The 12,048-nt window shown below is 71.4% G+C and carries 7 protein-coding genes; 2 read left to right on the top strand and 5 right to left on the bottom strand.

Annotated features, from left to right (window positions below; all coding sequences use genetic code 11):
- Positions 1-74 precede the first annotated feature (74 nt).
- Positions 75-2,324 carry a heavy metal translocating P-type ATPase gene (locus tag UWG_RS0108930; RefSeq protein WP_016906860.1) on the bottom strand — a complete coding sequence of 750 codons (2,250 nt, stop codon included), beginning with the start codon at positions 2,322-2,324 and terminating at the stop codon, positions 75-77.
- A gap of 393 nt (positions 2,325-2,717) precedes the next feature.
- Between UWG_RS0108930 and UWG_RS0108935 the strand changes: the two genes are divergently transcribed.
- The gene (locus UWG_RS0108935; protein WP_016906861.1) at positions 2,718-4,937 is read left to right on the top strand and encodes an NADP-dependent isocitrate dehydrogenase; all 2,220 of its coding nucleotides are present in this window, start codon (positions 2,718-2,720) and stop codon (positions 4,935-4,937) included.
- Between the two features lie 600 nt (positions 4,938-5,537).
- On the opposite strand, the gene UWG_RS0108940 is transcribed toward UWG_RS0108935, so the two are convergent.
- The 4 genes from UWG_RS0108940 to UWG_RS0108955 form a co-directional block, all read right to left on the bottom strand.
- Positions 5,538-6,761, bottom strand: coding sequence for a helix-turn-helix domain-containing protein (locus UWG_RS0108940; RefSeq protein ID WP_016906862.1), 1,224 nt, complete (start codon positions 6,759-6,761; stop codon positions 5,538-5,540).
- A 121-nt stretch (positions 6,762-6,882) separates the two neighbouring features.
- Complete coding sequence (locus tag UWG_RS0108945; RefSeq protein WP_016906863.1) at positions 6,883-8,751, bottom strand: choline/carnitine O-acyltransferase; 1,869 nt, start codon at positions 8,749-8,751, stop codon at positions 6,883-6,885.
- Positions 8,748-9,551, bottom strand: a complete 804-nt coding sequence (locus UWG_RS0108950; RefSeq protein WP_016906864.1) for a class I SAM-dependent methyltransferase — start codon at positions 9,549-9,551, stop codon at positions 8,748-8,750. Before UWG_RS0108950 ends, UWG_RS0108945 begins: the two co-directional genes overlap by 4 nt.
- A 34-nt stretch (positions 9,552-9,585) precedes the next feature.
- Entirely contained in the window at positions 9,586-10,452 is an 867-nt protein-coding gene (locus UWG_RS0108955; RefSeq protein WP_016906865.1) for a HalD/BesD family halogenase, read from the bottom strand.
- 357 nt (positions 10,453-10,809) lie between these two features.
- On the opposite strand from UWG_RS0108955, the gene UWG_RS0108960 reads away from it, so the two are divergent.
- Complete coding sequence (locus tag UWG_RS0108960) at positions 10,810-11,997, top strand: macrolide family glycosyltransferase (protein WP_016906866.1); 1,188 nt, start codon at positions 10,810-10,812, stop codon at positions 11,995-11,997.
- Positions 11,998-12,048 lie beyond the last annotated feature (51 nt).

A 12,048-nucleotide genomic window follows, 5' to 3' on the forward strand; every position in this document is an offset into this window, starting at 1 on the left:
CGCCGTCGCGTACGACTGTCCACGCGCCGCCTCCCTCCCGCGCGGGCGGCAGGAGGGAGGCGAGGGGCGGGGGATCAGGCCGCCGCGCGGAACCGGCGCAGCCGCAGCGAGTTCCCGACGACGAAGACCGAGGAGAAGGCCATGGCGGCGCCCGCGATCATCGGGTTGAGCAGCCCCGCCGCCGCCAGCGGAAGCGCGGCGACGTTGTAGGCGAAGGCCCAGAACAGGTTGGACTTGATGGTGCCCAGAGTGCGCCGGGAGAGGCGGATGGCGTCGGCCGCGGCGCGCAGGTCGCCGCGGACGAGGGTGAGGTCGCCCGCCTCGATCGCCGCGTCGGTCCCCGTGCCCATCGCGAGCCCCAGGTCGGCCTGGGCGAGCGCGGCGGCGTCGTTGACGCCGTCCCCGACCATCGCGACCGAACGACCCTGCTGCTGAAGGCGCTTGACGACCTCCACCTTCTCCTCGGGCAGCACCTCTGCGGTCACCTCGTCGACGCCGACCTCCGCCGCTACGGCTTCGGCGACGGCGCGGTTGTCGCCGGTGAGCAGGACGGGCGTGAGCCCGAGGCCCTTCAGCCGTTCGATCGCCTCGGCGCTCGTCTCCTTCACCGCGTCGGCGACCTCCAGGAGGCCGCGCGCCTCGCCGTCCCAGGCGACCGCGACGACGGTGCGACCGGCCTGCTGCGCAGCCGACTTGGCCTCCCGGAGCGCCTCCGGAACCTCGATCGCCCATTCGGCGAGGAGCTGCTCCCGACCGACGAGGACGGCGTGCCCCTCCACGACGCCCTGGACGCCGAGCCCCGGGACGTTGGCGAACTGCTCGGGAGTCGGCAGCGCACCCGCGCGCTCCTTCGCGCCGGCGGCCACCGCGCGCGCGACGGGGTGCTCGGAGGCGTCCTCCAGCGCGCCCGCGAGCCGCAACAACTGCTCCTCCTCCGCGCCTTCCGCCGCGTGCACGCCCGAGAGGGCCATCCGTCCCGTGGTGACGGTGCCGGTCTTGTCGAGGACGACGGTGTCGACCCTGCGGGTGGACTCCAGCACCTCGGGCCCCTTGATGAGGATGCCGAGCTGCGCCCCGCGCCCGGTGCCGACCATGAGGGCCGTGGGCGTCGCGAGGCCGAGCGCGCAGGGGCAGGCGATGATCAGCACGGCGACGGCTGCCGTGAAGGCCGCGGTGAGCCCGGCGCCCGTGCCGAGCCAGACCCCGAACGTTCCGAGCGCCAGCACGATCACGGCGGGGACGAAGACCGCGGAGATCCGGTCGGCGAGGCGCTGCGCCGCCGCCTTGCCGTTCTGCGCCTCCTCCACCAGCTCGGCCATCCTGGCGAGCCGGGTGTCGGAGCCGACCCTGGTGGCCTCGACGACGAGGCGTCCGCCCGCGTTGAGCGTCGCCCCCGTGACCGCGTCGCCCTCGGCGACCTCGACCGGCACCGACTCTCCCGTGAGCATCGAGGCGTCGACGGCGGAGGCGCCCTCGGCGACGGTGCCGTCCGTGGCGATCTTCTCGCCCGGCCGCACGAGGAAGCGGTCACCGACGGCGAGCCGGTCCGTCGGGACCCGCTCCTCGCGGCCCCCGCGCAGGACGGTGACCTCCTTGGCGCCGAGCTCCAGGAGCGTCCTGAGCGCGTCCCCCGCCCTGCGCTTCGAGCGCGCCTCGAAGTACCGGCCGGCGAGGAGGAACGCGGTGACGCCGGCCGCCGCCTCCAGGTAGATGTTGCCCGCGCCGTCGGTCCTGGCGATCGTCAGCTCGAAGGGGTGCACCATGCCCGGCATGCCGGCCGTCCCGAAGAAGAGCGCCCAGAGCGACCAGAGGAACGCGGCCGAAGTGCCCACCGAGACAAGGGTGTCCATGGTCGCGGCGCCGTGCCGTGCGTTGGTCCAGGCGGCGCGGTGGAAGGGCCATCCGCCGTAGACGACGACGGGGGCGGCGAGCGTGAGCGAGAGCCACTGCCAGTACTCGAACTGGAGCGGAGGGATCATCGCCATCGCGATCACGGGGACCGCGAGCACGACGGCGGTGAGCAGACGCTGCCGGAGCGTGCGCAGCTCCGCGTCGGCCGCGGACTCCTCGCCGCCGTCGTCCGTGCCCCGCTTCTCGGGGCGGCGCGCGCTGTAGCCCGTCGCCTCGACGGTGGAGATCAGGTCGTCCACGGAGACCCCCTCCCCGTAGACGACCCTGGCCTGCTCGGTTGCGTAGTTGACGCTCGCCTCGACGCCCTCCATGCGGTTGAGCTTCTTCTCCACCCGGGTCGCGCACGAGGCGCAGGTCATGCCGCCGATGGCGAGTTCGACCCGGGAGGGGGCGCTGGTCGTCGGGCTGGTCATGGGTGCTCCTCGCGTGGGGTGGTGGGTGCCGGGCCGGTCGGCCCCGAGCCGGGGCGGGGGCTGAGGCAGGGCGGGGCCATGGCGACTCCTGGGGTCTCGTGGACAGGCGAGCGGTGTGGAAACCGTCGCTGTCATGTATACCCCTCGGGGGTATGCGATGCAAGGGCGGGGCGGCCTGGCTGCGTACCCGGCGGGGGTATGGCGCGGGGAGCGGCGAACTCGCCTCGGCGGTACGGAAGTTGCGCGGCACCCCGCCCGCCGCGCCCCCTCCCCGTGCGCCCGGGCCCGGGGCGGCGGAGGATGGTCCGGGCGCGGGCGGGGGTTGGTGGCCGGAAGTCTCGGCGGAGGAGATATCTTGATATCGAGACGATGTAGACGCGAAGCGGAGTACCGGTGACTGACTCGACCATCATCTATACGCAGACCGACGAGGCCCCGGCCCTGGCGACGTACTCGTTCCTCCCCGTGATCGAGGCGTACGCCTCGACCGCAGGCGTTGCCGTGGAGAGCAGGGACATCTCCCTTTCCGGGCGGATCATCTCCCAGTTCCCCGAGTGGCTCCGCGAGGACCAGCGGGTCGAGGACGCGCTCGCCCAGCTCGGAGAGCTGGCCAAGACGCCCGAGGCCAACATCATCAAGCTGCCGAACATCTCGGCGTCCATCCCGCAGCTCAAGGCGGCCGTGGCCGAGCTCCAGGAGCACGGCTACGCACTGCCCGACTACCCCGACGACCCGCAGACCGACGAGGAGCGCGACATCCGCGCCCGCTACGACAAGGTCAAGGGCAGCGCCGTCAACCCCGTCCTGCGCGAGGGCAACTCCGACCGCCGCGCCCCCGCCTCGGTGAAGAACTACGCCAAGGCGAACCCGCACCGCATGGGCGCGTGGACGCCGGAGTCCAAGACCAACGTCGCGCACATGGACGGCGACGACTTCCGCTCCACCGAGAAGTCCGCCGTCCTGGAGAAGGACGACTCGCTCCGGATCGAGCTCGTCGGCGACGACGGCAGCACCACCCTGCTCCGCGCCGCCGTCCCGGTCCTCGCCGGCGAGGTCGTCGACGCGGCCGTGCTCCGCGTCGCCGCGCTGCGCGAGTTCCTCACCGCGCAGGTCGCACGCGCCAAGGCGGAGGGCGTGCTCTTCTCCGTCCACCTCAAGGCGACGATGATGAAGGTCTCCGACCCGATCATCTTCGGGCACGCGGTGCGCGCGTTCTTCCCCAAGACCTTCGCCACGTACGGTGACAAGCTCGCCGCGGCGGGGCTCACCCCGAACGACGGGCTCGGCGGCATCTTCAAGGGCCTGGAGTCGCTCCCCGACGGTGCCGAGATCAAGGCGTCCTTCGAGGCGGAGCTCGCCGAGGGCCCGGACCTCGCCATGGTCGACTCGCACCGCGGCATCAGCAACCTGCACGTGCCGAGCGACGTGATCGTCGACGCCTCCATGCCGGCGATGATCCGCACCTCGGGGCACATGTGGAACAAGGACGACCAGGAGCAGGACGCCCTCGCCGTCATCCCGGACAGCAGCTACGCGGACGTCTACCAGGTCGTCATCGACGACTGCCGCGCCCGCGGCGCGTTCGACCCGTCGACGATGGGCTCCGTGCCCAACGTCGGCCTGATGGCGCAGAAGGCCGAGGAGTACGGCAGCCACGACAAGACCTTCGAGATCCCGACCACGGGACAGGTGCGGGTCCTCGACGGCGCGGGCGAGCTCGTCCTCGAACAGGCCGTCGCCGAGGGCGACATCTTCCGCATGTGCCAGACCAAGGACGTGCCGATCCGCGACTGGGTCAAGCTCGCCGTCAGCCGCGCCCGCGCCACCGGCGACCCGGTCGTCTTCTGGCTCGACGAGGACCGCGCGCACGACGCCAACCTCATCGAGAAGGTCCGCACCTACCTCCCCGAGCACGACACGGAGGGCCTGCAGATCGAGATCATGTCGCCGGTCGAGGCGACGCGGTTCTCCCTCGACCGCATCCGCCGCGGCGAGAACACCATCTCGGTCACCGGCAACGTGCTCCGCGACTACCTCACCGACCTCTTCCCGATCCTGGAGCTCGGCACCAGCGCCAAGATGCTCTCGGTGGTCCCGCTCATCAACGGCGGCGGCCTCTTCGAGACGGGCGCGGGCGGCTCGGCGCCCAAGCACGTCCAGCAGCTGCTCGAGGAGAACTACCTGCGCTGGGACAGCCTCGGCGAGTTCCTCGCGCTGGCGGTGAGCTTCGAGCACCTCGCGCAGAAGACGGGGAACGCGCGCGCCCAGATCCTCGCCGACACCCTGGACCGCGCCACCGGCACCTTCCTCCACGAGAACAAGTCGCCGAGCCGCAGGGTCGGCGGCCTCGACAACCGCGGCAGCCACTTCTACCTCGCCCTCTACTGGGCCAGGGAGCTGGCGCGGCAGATGGAGGACGCGCAGCTCGCCGAGGCGTTCGGCGGCCTCGCCGAGAAGCTCGGCGACCAGGAGGAGACCATCGTCGGCGAACTCGTCGGCGTCCAGGGCTCCCCGACCGACCTCGGCGGCTACTACCGCCCGGACGACGCCAAGGCCGGCGCCGTCATGCGGCCGTCGAAGACCCTCAACGAGGCGCTCGCAGGGCTGAACTGAGCCTCTCGCGTCACCGGCCGCATCCGCCTGGCGGGTGCGGCCGGAACGCCGTCGAGTTCAGCGGTTGCGGTCGTCATCCCTCCCTGGCGGGGGCGGCTTCGCCGGGTGATCCGGTGGACAGTCCCTTCCAACACCTCGGTTGGGGCGTTGACAGCGTTCGCATCGGCACGGTGGATAGGCCATGGGGCGTGCCGGCGGTTCGGTTTGTCCCTCCTCCGGAGCGACAAGCCTCGTCCGGGTCCACGTCCGTCCGCCGTCCCTGGACACGCGGATGGTCATCTCACTTGGGCTCATGACCCGCCCCCTGCGGTCCACGGCACGATGCTCCGCGCCCGTCGGAAACGCTCGGACTCGGCGCGGGAGGCCGCCTCCGCAACCCGCGTCGGGCGTACGGACGAATCCGTTTCGGCCCGCGGTCCCGTCTCGGCTTGAGTCACTTTCGGCGCCACCCGCTTTGTGTCGTGGGTACACGGCAGGGGCCACGTCCCGACAGGAACCGAGGACCGCTGCCGTCCATCGACGGAAAAGTACGAGCCCTTCGGCGAATGACACAGGGGCGGCTTGTCCCACTTTCGGAGCGCGGTAGGGCGCAGTGTCCTATCAGTCGAGACGCAGGCGCCCCGCAAGGTCTGTGACCGGCGAGGTGCGGCGCCGCTCCCGGCCCCGCAATTCACCGACGAGCCGCCGGGCCGTGGCGTGGTACCGCATCCACTCCGGAGCCGCCTGTTCGGCGGTGAGCAGAGCCCGGACCGCCGATTCGTCTCGCTCAAGGTCCGAAAAGGCGAGCGCCCGGTCGACGTGGAAGCGTGCTCTCCACGTCGGAGGCAGTTCTCCGAGCCCCGGAACGAGGCGGGCAGCCGCTACGGCCTCCGCGTTCCTCTCCATCTCCACAAGGAAGTTGACTTTTGCCACGCCCGCGTTGGATGGGCCGAACGGAGTCGCGTAGTCCGTTCTGTCCGCGCCGATGCTCGCTGCGGCACCCGTCGCCAGTCTCAGCAGCTCCTCGACCCGGTCGTACTGAGCGGCGCCCTGCCTCACGGTAGCGGTAGCCGCTCGCAACAGCAGAATCCCCCACAAGGACAGATCAACAGGGGCCGCGCGAAAGCCCGGTTCGACTCTGTCCGCATGGGCGAGGGCGACGCGCCGTGCGTCCTCAAGACGGCCCTGCTTGGTGAAGACCCACGCGAGGGTCGAAGCCCCGATGGTTTTCAGACGCGGCTCGTCAGCGTGGTGCGCGGCGACGGCGGCGCGTTCCATCGCGGTGAACGCGGCGTCCTCTTTCCGCAGTGCGGCGAGTGTGGTTGCCGCTACTTGATATGCCTCGGCGAGCACCGCGTATGCTGCCCGTCGATCATCGCCCTGGTGGTGGTGTGCCGCTGTGCGCGCGTCACGAATGAGCTGCGGCAGAACACCACCGATGGTCCCCAACCGCCCTTCTCGCCGGACTCGTTCGATCGAACGCAACGCTGCGCGCAGGCTGTCCGCGGAGGGCGGCTCTTCAGGGTCGTCGTCCTCGCCGAGGAGATCGGAAACGGGCGAGACGGCCTGTCGCAGCGCGAGCACGGAAGGGGAATCACCGTGCGGTCGCGCTTCGAACGTCGTGGGGGCTCCCACAAGAGCCGACACGTCGACATCGAGGGCACGAGCAAGCTGGTTCAGCGTGGACATGCGGGCAGTCAGCCGTCGGTTCTGCTCCAGTTTCCGCACCGTGTCGACCGACACGCCAGCGGTCTCGGCCAGACCTTCCTGCGTCATCTCCCGACGTGCACGGAGCCGGCCGATCCGGTCTCCGATGCTCGCCGCGTACTCGTCGCTCACGGTCACCCCCGCCAGGTGGATGTTCCACCACGCTACGCCCGGTTTCGGGTGACCGGGCAAGGCCGAGCCGCCTCGATGAAGGAGCCGCCGTCCCGCCGACGCGAACGCGCCGGCGGGACGGGGCGTTTCACCCCCCGTCGCCCAGCAGCGTCCGCAGTTCGGTGAGGGCCTGGCCGAGGCGGTCGGCGAAGGTGTGCATCTGTTCCGCGACCGTCTGCGGGGTGCTCAGGTAGAGGTGGAAGCGGTCGGGGAGGAGTACGTAGGCGACTCCGATGCACTGGGGGCTCGTCGAGCCGAAGCCGAAGTACTGGATGTGTTCGGAGGGGGCCGAGCTGGTGGAGAGGTAGTCGCTGCGCATCGTCTGCCAGCCGGGGGTGCGGTAGAGCGAGGGTTGTTCGGTGACGCCGAGTTCCGGGCGGCGTTTGGCGATCAACTCCAGTTCCCAGAGGTGTTGTTCGGGTGCGTCGCCGGACTGGCACTGCTTGGCGCGGGTGGTGTGCGCCCGTGCGGCCGCGTGGAACGCCTCGCGTCGGCCCGCGTCGTCGACCGTGGGGTCGTCCATGGCCGCCACGAACCGGCGGATCTCCGGGGTGATGACGCGCATCGCCTCGGTGCGGCCCCACTGCCACTGCCTCGTCGCGATCGACTCGTAGGTGGCGCCGAGGCGGCCCTTGGCGCGCAAGTGGGCGAGCTGGAAGGCGAGTTGGACGAAGGCGTCGGGAGAGCAGCCGAGGGACTTCGCGGTGGTGCTGCCGAAGTCCTCGAAGGCGAGGGCGCGGGTGGTGGCGGCGGCGCCGTACGCCTCGAACGCGGCGGCTGCGTTGCGCGCCTGGGTGGCGAGCTGTTCGTCGAGGGTGAGCGGCAGCGGACGGAGCGGCGGAGTGCCCTGCTTGCGGGCGCCGGAGGCGTGGGAATGCTCGTCGGCGGGGGTGCCGAGGAGGTCGTCCACGAAGGCGAGGACGGTGGTGCCGTCGAGTTCGCAGTGCTCGACGTTGATGCCGGCCGTGCCGTCGGCGAAGACGACGAAGGTGAGCGCCTTGTCGAACCAGCGGTTGCCGCGGTCGCCGTGGAGGAGTTCGTCGCAGGCGTGCTGCGTGCCGGTGGGCGCCGACTCTTCCAGACTGACGCAGAAGAGGGCGGTCTCCAGGTCGTCGAGGGCCTCCGCGTTGCCGGGGGCGCAGGTGCGCAGGCGCTCCCGTGCCGCGGCCCATTCGGCGCGCGCCATCGTGGTGAGGTGGCCCGCCGGGGTGTCGCCCGGGCCTCCGGCGCCGGGGCGTCCGGCGCCTGCCTCGAGGGCGGCGTCGAGTCCGGCGCGGAGGTCGTCGAGGGCGTACGGGGTGCCGTCCGGTCCGAGGACGTCGAGGCGGAACAGGCCCCCGCGGTGGAAGACGACGATGTGCCGTGCCGTCGACGGGCCGGGCCACTCGGGCGTGTACGGCGTGCGGACGGTGTCCTGCTCGGTGCCCGGGATGCGGGTGGTGGAGAAGAGATGCTTGTGCTGCTCCATGGTCTGCGGCTGTCCGCGCTGCGAGACCGGCGGCAGCCGCTCCTCGTCGACCCGGAGCTTGTAGCCGACGGCGGAGGCCACGAGCCCGGCTGCGCGGTCCAGTTGGGCCTCGCCGGTCTCCTCGAAGAGGAAGAAGAAGTTGGCGTTGAGCGCGATGCGGTCCCTGCGGCCGAGGTAGCGGTACGGCCAGAAGGTGTCGAGCCAGCTGTGCACGCCCGGCGTCGCGTCGTACTCCTCCAGCGCGGCCTGAAGGGTGCGGCCCGCGCTGCCGGGGGCGAGGAAGGCCGCCACCTCGGCCTCGGTCGCGGCGCGTTCGTCTGCGGTGAGGAGCGGGCCGCACCATTCGAGGAACCTGGCGCAGCTCTGCTCCAGGGGCGGCAGCGGGACCCTGGGGAGGCGGTCCTCGTGCGCGAAGGTCGGGCGCTGTGCGTCCTGGGGTGTGTTCAACTCGTCCTCTTCCGGGGTGGGTCGGTTCTCCGGTGTGGTCATGCGGCGCGGGAGAGGAAGAGTTCGGCGTAGAGCCAGCCTTCTGCCTCCAGGCCGTCGGGCGAGACGCCGGCCGCCGTCATCGTGTCGAGCATCTGTTCCTGCTCCCGCGGCGACGCGAAGCGCCGTTGGCGGAAGACGCCGGGGAGGCGGTTGGTGCGGTACCCGAGTTCGTCGAGCGCCTGCTCGACGGGGGCGAAGGGGAACATCCGCAGGACGAAGTGGGCCATGGGCGGGCGGTGTTCGCCCTGCGCCCGCACGACGCGGGCCAGGGTGCGCTCGGTGACGTAGCCGAGGCAGCCGGTGGAGATCACGAGGTCGGCGCCGGCCAGGGCGGCCCGCTGCTCCGGCGTCGGATCGTGCGACTCGAGGTCCGCGTGGACGGCGTCGTGGAGGAAACCGGCGTCCAGGGCGTAGGCGAGCGCCTCGCCCGCGGTGTCGAGGCCGACGAACCGGGTGTGTTCGGCCGGCTGCCGCGCGCGGGCGAAGTCACGGTCGCGTGCCAGCAGCCGAGGGCGTCCGGAAGGGGTGCCGGGGGCCGCGTACCGGTCGTAGAGCTCGTCCATGGTGGTGTCGAACTGGAGGAGCGCCGCGTTGACGCCGTAGCCGCATCCGAGGTCGAGCACCTGCGGTACGGAGCCGGGGTGTGCCTCGCGGTGCTCGGTGAGGAGCTTGGCGAAGTACGGCTTCGCCGACTGCGGTACGCAGTAGTCGAGTGCGCGCAGGACGCGGAAGAACTCGACGGGGTCCGGGCGGTCGTAGATGCGGTCGAGCGAGACCTTGCCTGTTCGGTCGAAGTGCACGGGGCTGCGCTCCTGACGGGAGGGCGGAAGGGGATCAGTCCAGCAACTCGTCGCCGCGCACGCGGCGTTCGGCGTCGAGGTGCTCGGGGAGCGCGCGGCCGAAGAGCTGTCTGGTGCGGGCGACGCTGCCGACGACCCCTGGGCGCTCGCTGTAGGCGAAGATCGCGGAGTGCCTGGGGGTCGTCCCCGCGACGGGGCTCACCCGGTGGAGCGAGAAGCGCCCCTTGAAGAGCTGGAGATCCCCGGGGCGCAGCGGCAGCCGGTGGACGAGCCGCTCGCCGTTCCCCTCGACGACGTCCCTGACGTCGTCGAAGTGCTCGTCCTGCGCGGTGCGTATGCCGGGACAGTACTCGAACTCCCCGCCGTCCGGCGCCTCTTGGGTGAGCATGCTGACCGTGAACTCGTTGGTGTCGAAGTGCCAGGGGTGCTCCATGCCCGGCTCGACGACGTTGAGGACGAGAGCCGAGAGCGGGTCGGCGAGTTCGTGGAGGCGGGGGAGCTCGAAGCACTCGGCGAGGAAGGTTCGGAAGGTTGCGTCCCCGTAGAGGACGCTGATGAGGGTCTCGGGTGGGATGCGGTCGCGCGGTACGAACGCGTTGCCGCGGCGGAAGGGGATGCGTCCCGGATGGTCGGCGGGGAGGTCGTCGTCGACGGCGATGTTGTAGACGTTGACCGTCTCCACGTCGAAGTGCGCCCGGGGCGCGAGCCCCGCGCACTCGGCGCGCAGCTCCTCGTGGAGCTCGGCGCGGACGAAGTCGCGCAGGACGGTGCAGCCGCTCTCGGCGAGTTCGTGCCTCGCCTGCTCGACGAGGCGGCGGCGGGCGGGGGAGTCCGGCTCGGTGAGCGGGTAGCGCCCCGTGTCGACCACTCGCTGGAGCGTCGCTGCTTCGGCAGTGCTCATGGCTTCCTTCCGCGGAACGGCGGCTCGGTTTCCTCAACTTCACTGGCGAGTAACGTAGTTGAAGCTCCCACAGTGTTCACCGGTTGTCTGTGACTTCTCGCACGGCCGGGTGACCTCCACCGCGCGGGTGTGCGTGCGCAGCGGGCGCGCGAAAACCTGTTGGCGTCCGGCGTCACGGCTCGAGTACGGTCGGCGCCATGGACTTCCTCCCGCTCTACCACTGACGGCGACGGGCCTCGCCCGCCCCGCCGACGCACCGAGGACACGGCGCGACCGCCCCGGCCCTGCCGGCGCGGCGGTCGGCGCTGCCGGTGCGCCCCCACCGTCAGTAACGAGACACGAAACGAGTGAGCGTCCATGACCGCCCGTACCCCCCGGGGCCCTGCCCACATCGCGATGGTCGGCGTCCCGGCCGTCAGCCACGTCCTGCCCAGCCTCGAGGTGATCAGGGAGCTGGTCGCCCGCGGCCACCGCGTCACCTACGCCAACGACCCCGTCGTACGCGACCTGATCGAGGAGACCGGCGCGGAGCTCGTGCCCTTCGCCTCCACCCTCCCTGTCACCGACAACGACTGGCCCGACGACGCCATCGGCGCGATGGAGGTCTTCCTCGACGACGCGAGGAACGCCCTCCCGCAACTGCGCCCCTTCTACGAGGAGAACCCCGCCGACGTCTACCTCTACGACATCGGTGGGTTCGTCGGCCGCCTCCTCGCCGAGGTGCAGGGCCGACCGCAGGTCCAACTCTCCCCGACCTACGTCGCCTGGGAAGGGTATGCGGCGGAGGTCGGCGCGTACCTGTGGCAGCTTCCGGGCGCCGACGCCTACCTCGCCAAGTTCGCCGCCTGGCTCGCGGATTCGGGTGCGGCGACCACCGAAACCGAAGAGTTCATGAGCCTCCCGCCGAGGGTCCTCGCGATGATCCCGCGCGCGATGCAGCCGCACGCCGAGCGCGTCGACGAGCAGCGGGTGAGCTTCGTCGGCTCGTGCTTCTCCGCCCGTGCGGGGCAGGGGGAGTGGCGGCGGCCCGAGGGTGCGGAGCGGGTGCTGCTGGTCTCGCTCGGCTCCGCGTACACGAGGCAGCCGGAGTTCTACCGAAGCTGCGTGGCCGCTTTCGGCGGGCTGCCCGGCTGGCACGTGGTGCTCCAGATCGGGAAGTACGTCGAGCCCGAGGAGCTCGGCGAGGTGCCGGCGAACGTCGAAGTCCGGCAGTGGGTACCGCAGTTGGCGATTCTGGAGGAGGCCGACGCGTTCGTCACGCACGCCGGCATGGGCGGCAGCGCCGAGGGCCTCTACACCGGCACCCCGATGATCGCGGTGCCGCAGGACGTCGACCAGCCCGTCAACGCCGACCGGCTCGCGGAGTTGGGCGTGGCCCGCAGGATCGACACCGAGGAGGCCACACCCGAACGGCTCCGCGCCGCGCTCCTCGCGCTCACGGACGACCCCGAAGTCGCCCGCAGGTGCGAGGAATTGAAGCGCGAGTCCCGTGCCTCGGGCGGCACGCGGAGGGCCGTGGAACTCATCGAGGAACTGCTCGACTGACCCGCACGGGCCCCGGCGCCGCACCAGCGAAGCGGTACGGCGCCGGGGCCC

The organism is Streptomyces xiaopingdaonensis, assembly GCF_000262345.1.
In the GTDB taxonomy this organism is placed as follows: domain Bacteria; phylum Actinomycetota; class Actinomycetes; order Streptomycetales; family Streptomycetaceae; genus Streptomyces; species Streptomyces xiaopingdaonensis.

Bases quoted from the DNA above. Each gene is read 5' to 3' on its own strand.
- UWG_RS0108960 (WP_016906866.1), top strand. From the start codon at position 10,810: ATGACCGCCCGTACCCCCCGGGGCCCTGCCCACATCGCGATGGTCGGC.
- UWG_RS0108955 (WP_016906865.1), bottom strand. From the start codon at position 10,452: ATGAGCACTGCCGAAGCAGCGACGCTCCAGCGAGTGGTCGACACGGGG.
- UWG_RS0108945 (WP_016906863.1), bottom strand. From the start codon at position 8,751: ATGACCACACCGGAGAACCGACCCACCCCGGAAGAGGACGAGTTGAAC.
- UWG_RS0108930 (WP_016906860.1), bottom strand. From the start codon at position 2,324: ATGACCAGCCCGACGACCAGCGCCCCCTCCCGGGTCGAACTCGCCATC.